The organism is Pseudomonas sp. LBUM1649, from assembly GCF_059716155.1.
The window spans coordinates 174,882-194,189 of sequence record NZ_CP166807.1; the positions used below are offsets into that span (position 1 = coordinate 174,882).

The window sequence follows — 19,308 nt, forward strand, 5'->3', positions numbered from 1 at the left end:
CATCAGTACTTTGTCTGACCAACCAGGGACAGACCTACGACGGATGGCAGTCAATTTGTTTCAAAACTTGACTGAAAATCCCTTCCAATGTCATATTGATAGTTAGCAAACTAACAATGTGTATTTTCCCTCGTGCCGAATTCCCTCGACGCTCTCCAGATGAACATCAGCAGCACCATGGTGGTAGCCGCTCGGCATTGGCGCAAAATCTGCCAGGCCACGCTGGCCAACTATGGAATCTCCGAAGCCTGTGCCGTCCCGCTGCTGATGATCGGGCGCTTGGGCGAGGGGGTTCGGCAGGTGACGGTGGCGCAGGCGGCAGGGATGGAAAGTCCGTCTCTGGTGCGATTGCTCGATCAGTTGTGCCATGGCGGCTACGTCTGCCGCACCGAAGACGCCCAGGACCGTCGCGCCAAATGCCTGAGCCTGACCGATACCGGTCGGACCCTGGTGCAAGCCGTTGAGGTCGAGTTGGTGCGTTTGCGTCATGAAGTACTCGAAGGAATCGATCAGGAAGATCTTGAAGCGACGCTGCGCGTGTTGAAAGCCTTCGAGTCAGCCAGTCATTTGCCGGTAGCCAACCCTTGAACGGATTCTTTTCCGGCATGCCCCCGGCACGGGACTGGTTCTACGGTGTACGCACCTTCGCGGCCTCGATGATCGCGCTGTACATCGCCCTGCTCATGCAAATGCCGCGTCCTTATTGGGCGATGGCCACGGTGTATATCGTTTCCAGCCCGTTTGTCGGGCCGACCAGTTCCAAGGCGTTGTACCGTGCGGTCGGCACTTTTCTTGGTGCCGCTGCTGCTGTCCTGTTCGTGCCGATGTTTGTCCAGAGTCCCTATGTGCTGGTGGTGGTCGTCGCGCTGTGGACGGGGATCCTGTTGTTTCTGTCCATGCATTTGCGCACCGCCAACAATTACGCCTTGATGCTGGCCGGCTACACCTTGCCGTTGATTGCCCTGCCGGTGGTGAATAACCCGTTGGCTGTGTGGGACGTGGCCGAAGCGCGCACCGAAGAAATTTTCCTCGGCATCGCCGTCGCTGCGGTGGTGGGTGCAATGTTCTGGCCGCGACGGCTGGCCCCGGTGTTCAACGATTCGGTGAGCAAATGGTTTGCCGACGCCTCGACTTACAGCGCGCGCTTTCTCGGCCGCAATGTGCAGCCCGAGGAAGTCAGCGCCTTGCGCGCCTCGATGGTTGCCACGTTCAACACCCTGGAACTGATGATCGGTCAGTTGCCCCACGAAGGCGCGCGCCCACAAACGGTGCGCAACACCAAAGAGTTGCGCGGGCGGATGATTCACCTGTTGCCGGTGATCGATGCCCTGGAGGATGCGCTCTACGCTTTGGAAAGGCGCACCCCCGAGCTTGTGGACAAGTTCGCACCCCTGCTGGCCGCCGCCACTGAATGGCTCGATCACAAGAACGCTGACCTCGAGCGCTGGCAGGCGCTCAAAGACCAACTCGAAGCGCTGCAACCCAGCGCCGAAGTGCTGGATGATCGCAAGCAACTGCTGTTCTCCAACGCTATTTATCGCCTCGGCGAATGGGTCGATTTGTGGCAGGACTGCCGCAGCCTGCAACACGCGATCCAGTGCGAAAGCCAGGACAGTTGGCGCGCGGTCTATCGGCATTGGCGCCTGGGGCGCCTGACCCCTTTTCTGGATCGTGGCTTGATGCTCTATTCCGCCGCCTCCACTGTCGCAGCGACCATTGTCGCCTCGGTGCTGTGGATTCTGCTGGGCTGGACCGATGGCGGTAGTGCAGTGATTCTGGCGGCAGTGGCGTGCAGCTTCTTCGCTTCGATGGACGACCCGGCACCGCAGATCTACCGGTTCTTTTTCTGGACGGCGATGTCGGTGGTGTTCGCCAGCCTTTACCTGTTTCTCGTCCTGCCCAATCTGCATGACTTCCCGATGCTGGTGCTGGCCTTCGCCGTGCCGTTCATCTGCATCGGCACCCTGACGGTCAAGCCGCAGTTTTACCTGGGCATGTTGCTGACTCTGGTCAACACCTCGTCGTTCATCAGTATTCAGGGCGCCTACGACGCGGATTTCCTCAGCTTCGCCAACTCCAACCTGGCCGGTCCGATCGGTTTGCTGTTCGCGTTCGTCTGGACCCTGATCGCCCGGCCGTTCGGTGCCGAACTGGCGGCCAAGCGCCTGACCCGTTTCGCCTGGCGCGACATTGTCAGCCTCACCGAGCCGGCCACGCTGGCCGATCACCGGCGCCTGGGCGTGCAGGTACTGGATCGACTGATGCAGCATTTGCCGCGCCTGGCCGTGACCGGCCAGGACACCGGCATCGCCTTGCGCGAAGTTCGTGTGGCGCTGAACCTGCTCGACCTGCTGGCCTATACGCCGCGGGTTCACGGCGCGCCGCAGGCGTTGCTGCGTCAGGTGGTGGCCGAGGTCGGCGAATACTTCAAGGCCTGCCTCAAGGCTGGCGAACGCCTGCCGGCACCAAGCCCGTTGCTGATGACCCTCGATCGCACGCGCCGAGCGTTGGGCGGCGCGGGTGATGAAGAAACCCGCCTGCACCTGCTGCACGCCTTGAGCGGTTTGCGCCTGGCGTTGTTGCCCTGCGTCGAATTCGTCGGTTGTGCCGAGCCCGAAGAACCGCTTCCCCATGGCATCGATGGAGCGCCTTTATGATCGGTGATCTGGATATCAGCGGGGTGTTCCTGCCCACGTTGCTGGTGCTGATGGGCATTACCTATGTGTTGTACCTGTTGGTGCACGGGGTGCTGACGCGCCTGCACTTTTACCGTCTGGTCTGGCACCGGGCATTGTTTAACGTGGCTCTCTACGCCTTGCTGCTTGGCGCCGTGGACTCACTCAGTCGATACCTGATGACATGAAAAAACCTTTTTTAACCCTCGGTCGCGTGGTCCTGACTCTGTTGATCGTGACCTTCGCCGTTGTCGTGGTCTGGCGCATGGTGATGTATTACATGTTCGCGCCCTGGACCCGTGACGGGCACATCCGAGCCGACATCGTGCAGATCGCGCCGGACGTGTCCGGGCTGATCCAGCAAGTGCAAGTGCGCGACAACCAATTGGTCAAGCGCGGCCAGGTGCTGTTCAGCATCGACCAGGGCCGTTTCAAACTGGCCCTGCGCCAGGCGAAAGCGGCGGTCGCAGATCGCGAGGAAACCCTGGCCCAGGCCCAGCGTGAAGCCAAGCGCAACAAGGGCCTTGGCAATCTGGTGCCGGGCGAGCAACTGGAAGAAAGCCAGTCACGGGTGGCCCGCGCACAAGTGGCGTTGATGGAAGCCCAGGTCGCGGTAGACAGCGCGCAACTGAACCTCGACCGCTCGGTGATCCGCAGTCCGGTGGACGGTTACGTCAACGACCGCGCGCCGCGAACCCAGGAATTCGTCAGCGCCGGGCGGCCGGTGTTGTCCGTCGTGGACAGCAATTCTTTCCATATCGACGGCTATTTCGAAGAAACCAAACTCAACGGCATCCATATCGGCCAAAGCGTCGACATCCGGGTGATCGGCGACAACGCGCGCCTGCGCGGCCATGTGGAAAGCATCGTTGCCGGTATCGAAGATCGCGACCGCACCAGTGGCAACAACCTGTTGCCCAACGTGAATCCTGCCTTTAGTTGGGTGCGGTTGGCCCAGCGGATTCCGGTGCGTATCGCGTTCGATGAGGTTCCTGAGGATTTCCGCATGATCGCCGGGCGCACCGCCACGGTATCGATCATCGACGACCAGAACCGGGAGCCCGTGCAATGAGCAAGGCTTCGGGTTTGGCGATCGCCGGATTAGGCTTGCTGTTGTCGGCGTGTCAGGTGGTCGGTCCGGATTATCACTTGCCGGACGAAGCCGCCATCCACCGTGAAGACTTGCAGGGCGAACTGGCGGTGAGCGGCAAGCCGGTGGTCTCGGCGCCGATGCCTGCCGATTGGTGGCGCCTGTATCAGGACCCGCAGCTCGACCAGTTGGTGCAGCAGGCCATGGCATCCAACACGGATTTGCGTGTAGCGGCCGCCAGCCTGCTGCGGGCTCGCGCTCAGGTTGACGCGGCCGAGGCAGCGGGCGGCTGGAGCGGTGGGGTGAAGATGGGCGCCCAACGCTTGCAGGAATCCGGTGAAGCGTTCTTGCTGCCGGAAAAGGTGCCGGTCGCCAACATCGGCGATATCGGCATCAGCGCGTCCTACCAATTCGACCTGTTCGGCACCTTGCAGCGTGGCATCGAAGCGGCCAAGGCCAATGCCGATGCGACCCAGGCGGCCGCCGATACGGCGCGCATCACCTTGGTGGCCGATGTGGTCCGGGCCTACACCCAGGTGTGCGCGGCCAACGAGGAGCGGGAAATCGCCCAGCATTCCCTCGACCTGCAAGCCCAGAGCACCACGCTCATCCAGCGTTTGCGCGATGCCGGGCGTGGCGACGAAACCCAGGTCACCCGCTCGCAAACCCAATTCAAATCCTTGCGCGCCGACATGCCGCGCTATGAGGCGGCGCGTCAGGCCGGGCTGTTCCGCTTGTCGATGCTGCTGGCCAAACCGCTGGATCAACTACCGGTCGGTACCGACAGCTGCGCCGAACTGCCAAAAATCACGCAACTGGTGCCGGTGGGTGACGGTGCATCGCTGCTCAAGCGCCGCCCCGACATCCGCCAGGCCGAACGTCGACTCGCAGCCTCGACCGCGGGTATCGGCATCGCCACCGGTGAGCTGTACCCGGACATCCGCATCGGTGCGACCATCGGCACGGTCGGTATCCTGGAAAACCTGGGCGAACCCTCTACCAACCGTTGGGGCTTCGGCCCGTCGCTGACCTGGAACGTGCCGACCAACGGCGCCCGGGCACGAATTCGCGAGGCTCAAGCAGTGTCCCAGGCCACGCTGGCGCATTTCGATGGCGTGGTACTTAACGCTATTCGTGAAACCCAGACCGGCCTGGCCCAGTACTCCGCCTTGCTGCAACGCCGTGAGGCCCTGGCGGACGCCGAACAGTCGGCGAAGCTGGCCGCCGACCAGACCCATCGCTTCTTCCAGGCCGGTCGCGCATCGTTCCTGGCGGACCTGCAGGCTACCCGCACCTACATCGACGTCACCGCGCAACTGGCCGCTGCCAACACTCAGGTTGCCATCAGCCAGATCGATTTGTTCCTCGCCTTGGGCGGCGGTTGGGAAAGCGGACGAACGCAAGCGTCGAACTCCGGCAAACCCTGAGGCCGTTGCTATGCTTTGAAGTGTTGAAAGGGCGTTCGCGCAAAAGCGCCCTGGATTCGCACAAGGCATGCGCAGGTCATGGGGAAACCAATAATGAAAAACCCTTATGCTCTCGGCTTCTGGTGCGCCGTTGTGGCGTTGGTGCTGCTCACGGCGACCTATTTCTACGGCATCATGCTGGCTCACCAGATCGACACGGCGCTGACGTTCCTCGACAGCGCCGCACTGTTGATTGCCGTGATGTCCATCGCGGTGGTGGCCTGGGCTTCGGTCCAGGGGCAGCGAATCAAAAAAAGACAGCTTGAACAAGGCAAGACCCTGGTGATGATCTGGGACACCAAGGTGGCGCTACGGCGTGTCGAATCGGTCTTCGACCGGTATTTCTGGGGCAGCTACTGGCAACCGGGCAGGACCTTCCAGGAAGTCATGGGGGAACTCACGGGCACGCCGCTGGAAAAAAGCCTCGAAACCTTGAAAAAACAATGCCTTGAGCTGGACAAACAAGTGGCCGACGACGGTCGGCACTGGCTCAACAATGCCCGCGAGCTGGCTGACGTGGCCAACGCCATGGCCCGCGAGCGCTATCAACTGGACTTCTGCGACCCGCGCGAGGAAGTGACGGGTGGGGCGGTGATCAACCGGGATTTCGAAGTGCTGATCTACACCTGGACGGCGCGGCTGAAAACCTTTGATCACCAGCTCGATGAGATTGAGGTTCAGTATTCCTGATTTTGTCTGGCAGGACTGACGCCTTCGCGAGCAGGCTCGCTCCCACATTGGAATGCATTTGTCCTGTGGGAGCGAGCCTGCTCGCGAAGGCGATCGATTGAGCGCTAAAACTCCCACCCCTGAATTCCCATAGACACTTTTTCACCGTTAACGATTGGGCCTCCCGTCGCGCCTGATGCTAATCTGCCCCCTACTTTCAGCGCAGTCGTGACCGCAACCCGTCAGGGGTTCAGGGAAGACGACCACACTCAACAACGGACATTGAACGGGTCATTCATGAATAAATCAGCAGGCGTGCTCCTGGGAATTGTTGTCGCCATTGGTGCAATCAGCGCCGGCGGAGCCTGGTTCACCGGCACCAAAATCGAAGGTGTGCTCAACACCTCCCTGGCGGATGCCAACAAGCAATTGCAGGCTGCAATGGTCGGTTACAAAGGCACGGCCTCGCTGGAGCTGGTGTCCCTGGAACGCCATGTATTCAGCAGCACTGCGCATTACCGCCTCAAGGGTGAAGGTGAAATGTTCGGCGAGGCACCGGTCGAGTTGCTGTTTGCCGACCACATCGAACACGGTCCACTGCCGTTCTCGCGCCTGGTGTCGCTGAAGTGGTTGCCGGTCATGGCCACCAGTCACTATGAACTGGAAAAGACCCCGCTCACGGAAAAATGGTTCGCCGCCACCAAGGACGCTTCGCCGCTCAAGGGCGTGGTCAATATTGGCTACGACAATTCCACCAACGGCACGCTTGAATTGCTGCCGCTGGAAACTGCACTGGATGACAAGTCCAGCCTGAAATTTTCCGGTCTGAAGGTTGATGTCGCGGCCAGCGCCCAGGCGCAGAATGTCAAGGCCGACGGCTACATGGACAGCCTGAAGCTGACCACTGTTTCCGAAGACCAGGCACCGGTGCAGGTCGAGTTGAGTGGTCTTACCCTGGCCAGCAACCTGACAAAAAGCACCTACGGTTATTACACCGGCGATAACACCGTCGAGCTGAGCAACAGTAAAACCACCTTTGGCCCCAAGCAGTCGGTCCTGGGCTTGAAGAATTTCGAAATGAAGAACCACACCGAGGAATCAGGCACCAGTGCTTCCGGGCGCGCCGATTACAAGATTGCTGAAGTGTCCCTGAACGGCAAGGCCGTGGGTTCTGCCCAGCTGGCCATGAGCCTGAAGAACCTCGACATCCCGGCGACGTTGTCGCTGATTCAGATCTACCAGACTAAATTGCAGCCCTATGAGCAGGCCGCCGCCGAGGCTGCCGAGGCCGGTCAACCGGCCCCCGAGCTGAAATTGACCGAAGCAGAAGAAGCGCAGCTTAAAACCGGCCTGGAACAATTGCTGGCGGCCGGCCCGCAGGTGGCCTTGGAGAACCTGTCGTTCAACACCGCCAATGGCGAAAGCCGTGCCAACCTGGTGCTTGACCTGACCAAGCCACAATCGATCGACCTGCCGGCCGACCAGTTGGTCCGCCAGATGATCGCGCTGCTGGACGTCAACCTGAAAGTGTCCAAGCCGATGCTCGTCGACATACTCAGCGTGCAGTCGCAAATCGACGGCCAGACCGACGCGAAGCTCATCGCCGATCAGGCCACCGCTACCGCCGATATGTTCAGCAGCATGGCGGTCGGCTCGCAATTGGCGAAACTGGACAGCAACAACGTCGTCACCCAACTGCACTACGCCAATAACCAGGTGGAATTCAACGGCCAGAAAATGACCGTCGAGGAGTTTGTCGGCTTCGTGATGAGCAAGTTCAGTGGTCCTGGCGTAGTCCAGGAGCCCTAAACCTTGTAGGAGCTGGCTTGCCAGCGAAGGCGGCGTGCCTGACACACCGCGTCGCCTTGTTCGCCGGCAAGCCAGCTCCTACAAGTCCTTTAATCGCGGATCAACCGCCACGCCTCGTCCACGGACAACGGCTGCTTCATTCGTTCGGCGAGCATCGCCATCGTGCGCTCTTCATCGCAGGCCACTGCCGCCGTTACCACACCATTTTTGCCGAACAGACCGATAAAAGGCGGGTTGCAAGGGTCACCCTTGAACTCGACTTCGTCCCAGGCTTGCGCGTGGCCAAGGTAGTCGTAGTTTTTGCCAAAGTGCCAGGTCCAGAAATACGGCACGTCGAGATAATGTTCATCACCACCGAGCATGTTTGCCGCCGCGATCCGCGCCTGTTGTTGCGCCAGGCGCCAGTGTTCGATGCGCTGCGGCTGGCCGTTAAGTGCAAACGTCGCGATATCGCCAGCCGCCCAGAGTCCATCGGCTACGCGCATCCCGCCGTCGACCAGCAGCGACTGGTCCTTTTCCTTCGGCAGATCGGCAAAGGGTGCGGTTGCCGGCGTGACGCCAATCCCGACCAGCACCAGGTCCGCCGGTAGACGCTGATCATTATCCAGGCGCACCGCTTCGACTCGCGTCGTTCCTTCGATCTGCGCTGCCTGACCCTCCGTTCGGTACACCACGCCGTTGGCCTCGTGCAGGGCCAGAATCGCCTTACCGACGCTATCGCCGAACTGTTTGGCAAAAGGTACCGGATGGCGGGCCAGAACGGTGACCTCCAGGCCGTATTGGCGCAGGGACGAAGCGGATTCCATGGCGATAAAACTGTCGCCGATGATCACCGCCCGCTGACCAGCCTTGGCGGCTTGCAGAATCTGTTGCGCATCCGTTTTGGAGCGCAAGACGAACACCTGCGGCAGGTCCGCACCGGGCAATTCCAGTTGATCGGGGGTGCCGCCTGTCGCCAGCAATGCGGCGTCGTACTTCAGCGCTTGGCCGTCGACCAGTTGCAGCGTTTTGTTGGCGACATCCAGGCTCGCCACTTCAGCGTTCATTCGCTCGATTCTTTGCTCGCGGTAAAAGTCCTCGTCGCGCAGGGGCGGGACTTCTTCCGGCGGCATCTCTCCGGCAATAACAAATTTGCTCAGCACCGTGCGGTCGTACCCGGCGCCGGCTTCGCGGTCGATCAGCAGCACCCGCCCACCAAAGCCTTTTTCGCGCAGGGCCGATGCCGCCGCCGTGCCCGCGGCACCCGCACCGACAATCACAAAGGTGCGCTCGTCATCGGCCGGTGGGGTGTGGGCGTCTTGCAGCGGCTGATCGCCAACCCAGACTTCGTCCCCACGCACTTCGAGGGGGTAGCGCTTGAGGCTGTCCAGGGCAGGAGGTTCACACAACCCACCATCCTCGATCCGAAACTGCGCCTTGTGCCACGGACACGTCAGCCGCCCATTGCAGAGCGCGCCTTCGGCCAAAGGCGCCCCGGCATGTGGGCATTCACCTTGATAGGCGCGCACTTGATCGCCGACTTTCAGCAGGAGGATCTTGCTGTCCTGGACGCTGACTTCCAGGCCGCGGTCTTCGGGTATATCGGCGAGACGGGCAACGCGATGCAGGATCATGATCGCTCTCCAGGCAGGCGTTTCAATTAAGAGTCTGGCCCTTATCTCGAGGTTCATCCAATTGCCACTGCCACCGCGCGAACGGTCCGGCTATAGTTTGCTCGCCGACCTCGGCCCCACCCGCACAAGGTGCTCCCGGTATGACCCGATTGACCTCTCTGACCCCTTGGCTAGCGGCCGTAGCAGTCGCCCTTTGCGTGCAATTTCCGGCACAGGCGGCCCAGGAGCGTTTCACCCTGAACATCCCAGGCGTATCGGATGACCGACTGTTCACCTCGGCCGCCGCCAGCGATGCCCAAGGTTGCGGCGGGCACAATGTGTCGCCGGCGCTGAACTGGAACGCCGGCCCTGCAGGCACGCTCAGCTACGCCATCGTCATGCACGACCCGGATGGCCAGAAAGGGCAGGGCGTCGATCATTGGGTGCATTACGGTATCAAGGCCGGCACTCACCAGATCCCGGCGGGTGTCGGCGCAAAATCCGCGCTCGAGGGTGTCGGTGGCACCAACAGCAAAGGCACGGCGGGGTACGTCGGACCTTGCCCACCCGTTGGCGACAGCGCGCATCATTACATCATCCAGCTCTACGCCTTGGACCTGGCCCCGGATGCCCTGCCAGCCGGCCTGAGTCGCACCCAGCTGCTGGAAAAAATCAAAGGTCATGTGCTGAGAAACAGCAGCGTGGTACGGCGCTACCACCGCTGAAGATTTTTTCACGGGGGTTAACCCGAACCGTTCGGGTTGTCCGTCTCACAGGATGAATGGATCAATTTCCTCCTGAGGTCAGCCCCATGCTCCTTCCTCTGCAACCCTTCCCTCTGCATTTTCTCCGCCCGGCCGCCCAGGGTTTTGCCGCCGGGCTGTTGCTGGCGATTGCCGGTTGCGGCGTTTCTTCGAAACCTGAGTCCGCAGCGGTACCGCCACCGGCCCAGGCTGAGCTGAAAACCGAAGCCTTGGTGCAACATGAAACTGTCATGGCTGATGCTGCGGTGGCCAAACGCAGCGTACGCGCGGCACCCATGACCAATTTCGCGCCTATGCCAGCCGGAGAGGCTTATCCACAGGGCTATCGCGATGAACAACGCGAGCAATATCAGGCCCTGGCAGACAACCCGATCCAAAGCGTCGCCCAAGTGCCGGTCTCGACCTTCAGCGCCGACGTCGACACCGGCGCTTACGCCAATGTCCGCCGATTGCTCAACCAAGGGCGACTGCCACCGGAAGGGGCGGTGCGGCTGGAAGAGATGGTCAATTACTTCCCATACGACTACGCCTTGCCCACCGATGGCTCGCCCTTCGGCGTGACCACGGAACTGGCAGCGTCGCCCTGGAACCCGCACACGCGCTTGTTGCGCATCGGCATCAAGGCGTCGGACCGCGCGGTCGCGGAACTGGCCCCGGCGAACCTGGTGTTCCTGGTGGACGTGTCCGGCTCGATGGATCGCCGCGAGGGCCTGCCGCTGGTCAAGAGCACGCTGAAGTTGCTGGTCGATCAACTGCGTGAACAGGATCGGGTTTCGTTGGTGGTCTACGCCGGGGAATCGCGCGTGGTACTGGAGCCCACTTCCGGAGGGGAAAAGACGAAGATTCGTACAGCCATCGACCAATTGACCGCGGGCGGGTCCACCGCCGGAGCGTCGGGCATCGAACTGGCTTATCAACAGGCGCAACAGGCATTTATCCCCAAGGGCATCAATCGCGTTCTGCTGGCCACTGACGGTGACTTCAATGTCGGCGTCAGCGACTTCGACAGCCTCAAGCAAATGGCTGTGGATAAACGCAAGACGGGCATATCCCTGACCACCCTGGGTTTCGGTGTGGATAACTACAATGAACACCTGATGGAACAACTGGCCGATGCCGGCGATGGCAATTACGCCTACATCGACAACCTGCGTGAGGCGCGCAAGGTGCTGGTGGATCAACTCGGCTCGACCCTTGCCGTCGTGGCGAAAAACGTCAAGTTGCAAGTGGAATTCAACCCCGCGCAAGTCAGTGAATATCGCCTGCTGGGTTATGAAAACCGTGCGTTGAAACGTGAGGATTTCAGCAATGACAAGGTCGATGCCGGTGAAATCGGTGCAGGACACACTGTGACTGCGTTGTACGAAATTGTCTCCAAGGGTGAGAAGGGCTGGCTGGAGCCCCTGCGCTACGCTCAACCGGGCGCCGCTGTTTCCGAAAAGCATGGCGAATTGGCGATGCTGCGTGTGCGTTATCAATTGCCGGAAGGTGGCAACAGTCGCTTGATCGAGCGCCCGATCGTTGACTCCCTGACTGGCAAAGCCAGCGATGACCTACGCTTTGCAGCGGCCGTGGCGGCGTTTTCCCAACAACTCAAGGACGGACGCTACACCGGCGAGTTCAGCCTTAAAGACACCGAAGCGCTGGCCCGTGGCGCTCGGGGCGATGACCGCTTCGGCCTGCGCAGCGAGTTCATACAATTGGTAGAACTGGCGCAGAGCTTGCGCACCACCACGGCGTCGAATCCAACTGCCACTGAACGACGGATTGAATAGTGAGCCGATTGAAGGGGTTCATCAGCCAGCTGTTTGCACCCGCAAACAGCACCGAGGCCAGCAGCGACGAAGCGCTGCTGGCCCGTTATCGCGAGGGCGACGGTGCGGCGTTCGAGATTCTGTACGCGCGCCATCGTCAAGGCTTGTACCGATTCCTGCTAGGGTTGAGCGGCAGGGCTGAACTCGCCGAGGAGGTCTATCAGGAAACCTGGCTGAGCCTGATCCGCAGCGCCAGTCAGCCACAAGGCCGGGCGACTTTTCGTACCTGGCTCTACCAGATTGCCCGCAACCGCTTGATCGATCACTGGCGCAAGCACGGTATTCACCAACCGCTGCACGACAGCTACGACGAACAGGCCCATGGCATGGCGGACGAGGCGGCCGATCCTGAGCAGCTGCTGAGCCTGAGCCGCGACAGCCAGCGCCTTGAAGCCGCCCTGCAAGCCTTGCCCGCCGACCAGCGCGAAGTGTTCCTTCTGCGCGCCTACAGCGATCTCGATTTGCCGCAGATCGCCACCCTCACCGAAACGCCGCTGGAAACCGTCAAGAGCCGCTTGCGTTACGCCCAGCAAAAACTGCGTCGGCTGCTGGCCGAGGAGGTACTGACATGACTGACGCCAAGCACACAACGGATCACCAAGCACTCGAACATTACCGCGAGCAGTCAACCGGCGAACCACCGGCGCATCTCGACACCTTGATCCTGGCCGCGGCACGCAGCGCAGTGCCCGCGCCGAAGCCAGGCCTGTGGCAACGCTGGATTCGCGCCTGCCAGCAACCCCGCTGGCAAGTGGCATTCGCCAGCCTTGTCGGCGTCGCGCTGATGCTCTCGCTGGTGCAGCGCACACCTGAGCAAGTGCCAAGCTACGACTTCGCGCCAGCGCCCAAAACCTCGGCACCGGTCGCCAAACAGGAAGCCGAAGCAGCGCCGCCAGCACTAACCCGTTCCCTGAAGGCCCCAGCTGGCGCGCTCTCCGCACCTGCACCCGCCGCACCCACGGCGGAATCGGCAGCCCCGGCGCAAGAAGAGTCCTTCAGTGCCGACATGGCGGACGAAGCCAAAGCCAGCAAGCGTGTCGCGGCCCCGGTGAAATCCGTGGATGAGCAATTGCGCGAAGTGATTCGCCTGAAAAAAACCGGGCACAAGCAAGCCGCCGATAAACTACTGGCTGACCTGCACAAACGCTTTCCCGACGAAAACTTCAGCGCCCGACTCAAGGACCTGCAGAAAAACTGACCGGCCTAACGCTCGACGATTTGGCATCAAGGCCCGAAAGCGCGCACTATCGGGCCATAGTCGATGCGTTGGAGGATGCCGTGACAAAAAAAATCGACCGCATCGCCCAAATGCTCAACTGCCCGGAAAAGGGCGAGGAATTACGGCGGGCAATTATCGAGAGTCGTAAGGATTTTCTGCTGAATCAGCAGGAAGAGGGTGACGCTGAGGAAGAAGACGTTCTTGAAGAGGAAGAATTTGAGGACGATGAAGATGATGAATACGATGAGTTTGACTGGACGACGGAGTGAAAAAACCGCTTAGGCGGGTTTTTATTAGTGGCAGTTGTTCGGATAAACCGAACAACTAAAGCGCTGTGAACTCAATTTGAGTTGCTTGAAGCTGTAGTGGTCAACTAATCCCGGACACGACCTTAAGTTTTTCCTCAGCCCGAGCTGGCGCCAACCCATCGTTGAATTGGTGAGGCCGAATCCAGTTGTACCGATGCATCAAAAAATGGCTGATATCGCGCTGTGCTTCCTGCGCAGTTCGATAGCCCAAGGTCGGTATCCATTCTGTTTTCAAGCTGCGGAATACACGCTCCATCGGCGCGTTATCCCAGCAGTTTCCTCGTCGACTCATGCTCTGGCGCATGCGGTATCGCCACAACCGCTGGCGAAATAATCGGCTTGCATATTGTGACCCTTGATCCGAGTGGAACAGGAGGCCCGAAGGTCTACCACGTTGTTCGTAGGCCATATCCAGCGCCTTGATCACCAGTTCAGCGTCTGGCTTTTCCGACAGCGCCCAACCCACGATCCGACGCGCACAAAGATCCAGGACGACAGCCAGCGACGACAAAAAAGAAACTAGCGAAGTCGAATTTGATCCCGGGGTCGTCCTGAAAACCTTTCGTGGCATTGCGCTGGCGTATTGGCGGCATATTTTTTATTTGAATTTACACAGCATGAAACCTTTGGATATTCTTCGCCTGGGAATGGCCAAGTGACATCACGGAGTGATGGCGTGAAGATTTTGTGTACCTTGTTATCTTTCTGGTCGTTTATTTGCTCAGGGTTTGAGCGCGTCACCAAGGCGATGGACTGCGCAATTGAGCGGTTGCGTCGGTGCCCGCTGGTTCGTGTATTGCTTTATCTAGGCTTTGCATCCTGGGTCTTGTTCAGTGACCCGTTTGGCCTGTCTTCTGCTGCTGACAAGGCATTGTCGGATCAGATCGGACGATTTCGAGCATTCGCTTTTCCCGTCGCCCCTGCACCAGTAACGGTAGTAGCCATCGATTACCCCAGCATCGCTGGGTTGAACAATGAAGGAAAGGGCTGGATGGAGGCCAATGACTGGCCTCTGACATACGCAGATCATGGCCGAATTTTGCGAGACCTCGCTCTACCTAGAGGCGGTGAGGCTGCGCCCGCAGCTATTTTCTACGACATCTTCTTTGAGCGCCCACGTGCGACGAGCGAACACTTGGGGCAACTCGGTCGTAATTTGAAGCGACTGGACGCTAATCCAGCTGCATCGAGGATTCATCTGGCTGGTGGGGGAAGGTTTGTGCCGATGTCTCCACAGTCCCTTGAGCAGTTGCAGCCCGCTTCGCTGGCTGTCTCGGCCTGGGAGGGTGCTGGCGACCTTTACCCGTTGCAGGCACCGCTGGGAGATGCGGAGGGAGATAAACCTGTAGCGACGGCAGCAAGTGCACTCTACCAGGAGCTGTGCAAAGCACGCGGTGATGATTGTCACTGGATCGACTCCCCAAACCAGCCAGATCTAGCCATTCAGTGGAGTATCACAGCCAGGGACGATTGCCCGGCCAGCTCGCAGAGCGCGTGGCGAGATGTCGTAGCAATTTTCTACCGCCTTGCTGGTCTCGCTACAGCGGCCAAAAACCCGCCAGCTGAATGCATGCCCGTCCATCAGGTGCGGCTGTCACAGTTGTATGGAGACCATCCGGTCAGCCTCAGGCCGCCCCACCTCAAGCCCGACGAACCATTCGTGGTGTTGGTGGGGAACGTTATGCCCAGCCTGAATGACTACGTTGCATCGCCACTTTATGGGCAGGTGGCGGGCGTATACCTGCATGCCAATGCGTTGGTGAACTTAAGCGAAAAGGGCCAGGACTACATACGCCAAAGCGACTCTGAAATATTCATCTTTCTCTGTTTGTTTCTGGCGATTCTGTTCTGGATGTGGCGACACGGCACTCTTGGTTGGAAGGTTCAGAAGAGGATCGCTGCTGATGCCAAGAACGATTTGATTGTCGTAAAGGTGATCAAAGCATTGGGTTTAACCGTGCTCTCCATGCTGCTGGTCACGTCAAGTTTCTACCTGTGCTACCGCCTGAGCGTGGCTCCCGAAGGTTGGATGTCGTTATCTGCCTTCGTCCCATTTCTGTGGGAGGCGATCGCGGCGAGTGAGCCGAACTATCACAAGGATCTACCCAATGAAAAAGCGTTTCCCGATCCCCTTGCTCCTGCTTGCTAGTTTGAACATTGTTCCGGTTTCGGCCGATACGCTACAGATCCAGAGAATTCCCCATCCCGAGGAAGTCGAGGCTCAGGCCACGAATGGTGGTGAATATCGGACGATATCGCAGCTGGGCAAATTGTCCTTCCCGCTACCGGCCAAGGCTGTGGAAGGCAGCCGCTTGGAGTTCCGCCAGGGCGCCGCTGCCTGGAGGGTTTCGCGTGCCGATGTGGAGTTGGTGAACGAAAAACTGGTGGTCGACGCCTGTAGCACCATACCTGTGACCCTGGCTGGCGATGCTAAATCTGCAAGCGTCAAAGGAGCGGGCGAGGGATGCAAATGATCAGGCTGAGCGTGTTTGCACTCGCACTTGCGGCGCTGTCCGGTTGCGCTGTCGACCCGAAGTACAGCGCGTTCAAGCCGTTGGAGGGAGCCGATCGCAAGGTCAATATCGACGACGTGAGGCAATTGCGGCAGATGGATCGCACCCCGGTCCTGGACCCGGCGCTGATTGAATATGTGCAGCGTGTCCGCCAGCGCCTTGAAGGTGCCTGGGGAGCGCCGTGCAACTGCGTAGTGGTTGTGGACTCGTTCAGCGGGTATGAAGCCTATTCGCTCTCTAATACAACCATCGTGGTGTCGGCTGGCTTGATAGCTCAGACTAGTTCCGAAGATGAGGTTGCAGCAGTCATCGCCCACGAACTAGGACATGTCTATCAGGGCGATACCACCAAGGGCGGCTTACAACAGACTGCATTGGATATGACCAAGCTTGGTGCTTGGGCGGCTGGAGCCGGCGGTTACAGCCTACTCTTTGGCGAGGCTGTCGATGATATGACTATAGGCCTCGTCTACCGGCACTGGAACCAGGAACAGGAAATAGCGGCAGATCGCTTCGCCGCGCAGTTGCTGGTGAAAGCTGGATATTCGCTTGATGGCCTTAAAATGGCTGTTCGCCGTCTCGGCAAGTACGGTGAAGGCGCGCTGTTAGCGCACGCTCCACAAACGGCCCGTTGCTTGACGGGCAAGGGCGGTAACTACCAGCTCAATCTGAAGGGTTGTAGCAAGGAGTTAAGCCATGTGGACGACAGTATTTACCAATCGTCCGAACAGCGACTGGAACCGATCGTGAAGTTCGCCGCCAGCCTGCCGCCAGAGCAGCGCCGTCGTCGGCCGGCTGGGCCGATGCCGGACTTCTCTTCGGTTGACTACCTGTTCCGGCTAAACGATTTGGTTTCCAGTAATCGCGAGCAGCTCAAGGCGAATTTGGCTCGCATTGAGGCACAACCCTTGCCTGCGACCCTGCAAGGCAATGTCGCAGTCACCAACAAACTGGCCATGGCTTACTCCATCGCCGGCGACTCAGCGCGTGCGGCATCCTATTTGCGCACAAGCCTTCAGAGTACTGGGCGCACTGCTTGGACATTCAACATGCTATTCAAGCAGGTCGACCGCAGTGGTGATCGCAAGCAGGTATCGAAGGCCATCGAAGACTCGCACCTGGAGGTGGGTTACATGGCACAGCTATTACCTGTGGAGTACTACCTGACCAAGCGCCATGGCCTGCAGGTATACGAGTTGATCGCTTATGGCCGATGCGTCTCCAATGTGGTTGATGACGTGACCACCTACAACGCCTGCGCCAAATTCGAGAAGCAAGCAACGCAATCTGGTGGTGCGAACTGGTGATTCCAGCTGCTCCAAGAGTGTGCAGGAGCATTTTGAAAGATACAAAAAAGCCCCAGACCCAACGGGTCTGAGGCTTTCTCGTTTCTACTGTGTGGTGCACCAGGCGGGATTCGAACCCACGACCCCTGCCTTCGGAGGGCAGTACTCTATCCAGCTGAGCTACTGGTGCAGCGGGCGCCATGATACTCATATGCATTGCGGGCGTCCATGCTGCTGAATCGTCTGTGTTTTTTGAAGCTGTAACAGGTGTTTGCTACGTTGATCAGAAAAAAGCAGCAAATGCGGCGTTTTCGTTCTTTTTTTCGAACAGCCTATTGTCCTTTACCCCCTTTGATCCTAGGATTCGTTTGAGATTTCAAACGCTCTTGTCTGGGTGCTGAACCGCACGATTTGAATCAGTGCGCTATTTATGTGCTTCAGCCCGGTGAATGATTTCCTGACGGCAGCCTACTGAGGCGCCTTTCTACAATCATAATTTGCTCCGCGCCTGTCGCGGTGCTGTTAAGGAAAGCCGACATGCAGCTTAAAGACAGCCAGTTGTTCCGCCAGCAAGCCTTCATCGATGGCGCTTGGGTAGACGCGGACAATGGTCAGACGATCAAGGTCAACAACCCGGCAACCGGCGAAATTCTGGGCACCGTGCCAAAAATGGGCGCTGCCGAAACCCGCCGTGCGATCGAAGCCGCTGACAAAGCGCTGCCGGCCTGGCGTGCACTGACCGCCAAAGAACGTGCGAACAAACTGCGTCGCTGGTACGAACTGATCATCGAGAACCAGGACGACCTGGCTCGCCTGATGACCCTGGAACAAGGCAAGCCATTGGCCGAAGCCAAGGGCGAAATCGTTTACGCCGCTTCCTTCATCGAGTGGTTCGCCGAAGAAGCCAAACGCATCTACGGTGACGTGATTCCGGGCCACCAGCCAGACAAGCGCCTGATTGTGATCAAGCAGCCAATCGGCGTGACCGCGGCAATCACCCCGTGGAACTTCCCGGCTGCCATGATCACCCGTAAAGCCGGCCCGGCCCTCGCCGCCGGTTGCACCATGGTGCTCAAGCCTGCTTCGCAAACCCCGTTCTCGGCGTTCGCCCTGGCTGAACTGGCCCAGCGTGCCGGCATCCCGGCTGGCGTGTTCAGCGTTGTGTCCGGCAGCGCCGGCGACATCGGCAGCGAGCTGACCAGCAACCCGATCGTGCGCAAGCTGTCCTTCACCGGTTCGACCGAAATCGGTCGTCAGCTGATGTCGGAATGCGCCAAGGACATCAAGAAAGTGTCCCTGGAACTGGGCGGCAACGCGCCGTTCATCGTGTTCGACGACGCGGACCTGGATAAGGCCGTCGAAGGCGCGATCATTTCCAAGTACCGCAACAATGGCCAGACCTGCGTCTGCGCCAACCGTCTGTACATTCAGGATTCGGTCTACGACGCGTTCGCCGAGAAGCTCAAGGTGGCCGTGGCCAAACTCAAGATCGGCAACGGTCTGGAAGACGGCACCACCACTGGCCCGCTGATCGACGAAAAAGCCGTGGCCAAGGTGCAAGAGCACATTGCTGACGCCGTATCCAAAGGCGCCACCGTACTGTCTGGTGGCAAATCGATGGAAGGCAACTTCTTCGAGCCGACCATCCTGACCAACGTGCCAAACAACGCTGCCGTGGCCAAGGAAGAAACCTTCGGTCCATTGGCGCCGCTGTTCCGCTTCAAAGACGAAGCCGATGTGATCGCGATGTCCAACGACACCGAGTTCGGTCTGGCCTCGTACTTCTATGCTCGCGACCTGGGTCGCGTGTTCCGTGTGGCAGAAGCCCTTGAATACGGCATGGTCGGCGTCAACACCGGGCTGATCTCCAACGAAGTCGCGCCATTCGGTGGCATCAAGGCCTCGGGCCTGGGCCGTGAAGGCTCCAAGTACGGCATCGAAGATTACCTGGAAATCAAATACCTCTGCCTGGGCATCTAAGCTCGCAGGGCATGGCTTCAAACGCAAAGGGCACGAGAGCGCTGACCCTTTGCGTGCAACAAACGGAATTTTCTCTGTGGCCGGGAACGCTGCGGCAGTCGATCATCGCATGCTGCCGTCGTT

The 19,308-nt window shown here is 59.5% G+C and carries 17 protein-coding genes, 1 tRNA gene and 1 pseudogene; 16 read left to right on the top strand and 3 right to left on the bottom strand.

Features of this window, described 5'->3' with window-relative positions; translation table 11 throughout:
* The first annotated feature begins 159 nt into the window (after window positions 1-159).
* The 7 genes from ACA058_RS00725 (at window position 160) to ACA058_RS00755 (ending at window position 7,709) form a co-directional block, all read left to right on the top strand.
* Window positions 160-588, top strand: a complete 429-nt coding sequence (locus ACA058_RS00725; protein ID WP_497637399.1) for a MarR family winged helix-turn-helix transcriptional regulator — start codon at window positions 160-162, stop codon at window positions 586-588.
* Window positions 585-2,657 (top strand): FUSC family protein, encoded by a 2,073-nt coding sequence (locus tag ACA058_RS00730; protein WP_497637400.1) that lies wholly within the window; start codon window positions 585-587, stop codon window positions 2,655-2,657. The genes ACA058_RS00725 and ACA058_RS00730 overlap by 4 nt, the downstream gene beginning before the upstream one ends.
* Complete coding sequence (locus tag ACA058_RS00735) at window positions 2,654-2,863, top strand: DUF1656 domain-containing protein (protein ID WP_008059581.1); 210 nt, start codon at window positions 2,654-2,656, stop codon at window positions 2,861-2,863. Before ACA058_RS00730 ends, ACA058_RS00735 begins: the two co-directional genes overlap by 4 nt.
* Window positions 2,860-3,747: an efflux RND transporter periplasmic adaptor subunit gene (locus ACA058_RS00740; protein ID WP_497637401.1), complete on the top strand. Its 888-nt coding sequence runs from the start codon at window positions 2,860-2,862 to the stop codon at window positions 3,745-3,747. Before ACA058_RS00735 ends, ACA058_RS00740 begins: the two co-directional genes overlap by 4 nt.
* Entirely contained in the window at window positions 3,744-5,192 is a 1,449-nt protein-coding gene (locus ACA058_RS00745; protein ID WP_497637402.1) for an efflux transporter outer membrane subunit, read from the top strand. Before ACA058_RS00740 ends, ACA058_RS00745 begins: the two co-directional genes overlap by 4 nt.
* Window positions 5,193-5,285: 93 nt before the next feature.
* Entirely contained in the window at window positions 5,286-5,921 is a 636-nt protein-coding gene (locus ACA058_RS00750) for an NADH:ubiquinone oxidoreductase subunit N (protein WP_497637403.1), read from the top strand.
* A 276-nt stretch (window positions 5,922-6,197) separates the two neighbouring features.
* Window positions 6,198-7,709: a YdgA family protein gene (locus ACA058_RS00755; RefSeq protein ID WP_497637404.1), complete on the top strand. Its 1,512-nt coding sequence runs from the start codon at window positions 6,198-6,200 to the stop codon at window positions 7,707-7,709.
* 89 nt (window positions 7,710-7,798) lie between these two features.
* Here ACA058_RS00755 and ACA058_RS00760 read toward each other — a convergent pair whose 3' ends face one another.
* The gene (locus tag ACA058_RS00760; RefSeq protein WP_497637405.1) at window positions 7,799-9,322 is read right to left on the bottom strand and encodes an FAD-dependent oxidoreductase; all 1,524 of its coding nucleotides are present in this window, start codon (window positions 9,320-9,322) and stop codon (window positions 7,799-7,801) included.
* Between the two features lie 140 nt (window positions 9,323-9,462).
* On the opposite strand from ACA058_RS00760, the gene ACA058_RS00765 reads away from it, so the two are divergent.
* From ACA058_RS00765 to ACA058_RS00785, 5 genes are all read left to right on the top strand, one after another.
* The gene (locus ACA058_RS00765) at window positions 9,463-10,026 is read left to right on the top strand and encodes a YbhB/YbcL family Raf kinase inhibitor-like protein (RefSeq protein ID WP_497637406.1); all 564 of its coding nucleotides are present in this window, start codon (window positions 9,463-9,465) and stop codon (window positions 10,024-10,026) included.
* An 86-nt stretch (window positions 10,027-10,112) separates the two neighbouring features.
* Window positions 10,113-11,840 (top strand): vWA domain-containing protein, encoded by a 1,728-nt coding sequence (locus tag ACA058_RS00770; RefSeq protein WP_497637407.1) that lies wholly within the window; start codon window positions 10,113-10,115, stop codon window positions 11,838-11,840.
* Window positions 11,841-11,869: 29 nt separating this feature from the next.
* Window positions 11,870-12,451 (top strand): RNA polymerase sigma factor, encoded by a 582-nt coding sequence (locus ACA058_RS00775; RefSeq protein WP_497639839.1) that lies wholly within the window; start codon window positions 11,870-11,872, stop codon window positions 12,449-12,451.
* A complete protein-coding gene (locus ACA058_RS00780) occupies window positions 12,448-13,077 on the top strand; it encodes a hypothetical protein (protein ID WP_497637408.1) in 630 nt (209 codons plus the stop codon). The genes ACA058_RS00775 and ACA058_RS00780 overlap by 4 nt, the downstream gene beginning before the upstream one ends.
* 20 nt (window positions 13,078-13,097) lie before the next feature.
* The gene (locus tag ACA058_RS00785; protein WP_497637409.1) at window positions 13,098-13,367 is read left to right on the top strand and encodes a hypothetical protein; all 270 of its coding nucleotides are present in this window, start codon (window positions 13,098-13,100) and stop codon (window positions 13,365-13,367) included.
* 100 nt (window positions 13,368-13,467) lie between these two features.
* Here the strand turns inward: ACA058_RS00785 and ACA058_RS00790 are convergent.
* Window positions 13,468-13,908 (bottom strand): annotated as a pseudogene (locus tag ACA058_RS00790) (IS3 family transposase); the annotation flags it as partial.
* 174 nt (window positions 13,909-14,082) lie between these two features.
* Here ACA058_RS00790 and ACA058_RS00795 point away from each other — a divergent pair.
* Genes ACA058_RS00795 through ACA058_RS00805 form a run of 3 tightly spaced genes read left to right on the top strand, consistent with a single transcriptional unit; the run spans window position 14,083 to window position 17,226 of the window.
* The gene (locus tag ACA058_RS00795) at window positions 14,083-15,555 is read left to right on the top strand and encodes a CHASE2 domain-containing protein (protein ID WP_497637410.1); all 1,473 of its coding nucleotides are present in this window, start codon (window positions 14,083-14,085) and stop codon (window positions 15,553-15,555) included.
* On the top strand, window positions 15,515-15,880 hold the full coding sequence (locus tag ACA058_RS00800; RefSeq protein WP_497637411.1) for a hypothetical protein: 366 nt from the start codon (window positions 15,515-15,517) through the stop codon (window positions 15,878-15,880). Before ACA058_RS00795 ends, ACA058_RS00800 begins: the two co-directional genes overlap by 41 nt.
* A complete protein-coding gene (locus ACA058_RS00805; RefSeq protein WP_497637412.1) occupies window positions 15,871-17,226 on the top strand; it encodes a M48 family metalloprotease in 1,356 nt (451 codons plus the stop codon). Before ACA058_RS00800 ends, ACA058_RS00805 begins: the two co-directional genes overlap by 10 nt.
* A gap of 92 nt (window positions 17,227-17,318) precedes the next feature.
* Here ACA058_RS00805 and ACA058_RS00810 read toward each other — a convergent pair.
* A tRNA-Arg gene (locus ACA058_RS00810) sits at window positions 17,319-17,395 on the bottom strand.
* Window positions 17,396-17,742: 347 nt separating this feature from the next.
* Here ACA058_RS00810 and gabD point away from each other — a divergent pair.
* Entirely contained in the window at window positions 17,743-19,185 is a 1,443-nt protein-coding gene (gabD, locus tag ACA058_RS00815) for an NADP-dependent succinate-semialdehyde dehydrogenase (protein ID WP_497637413.1), read from the top strand.
* Window positions 19,186-19,308: the final 123 nt, after the last annotated feature.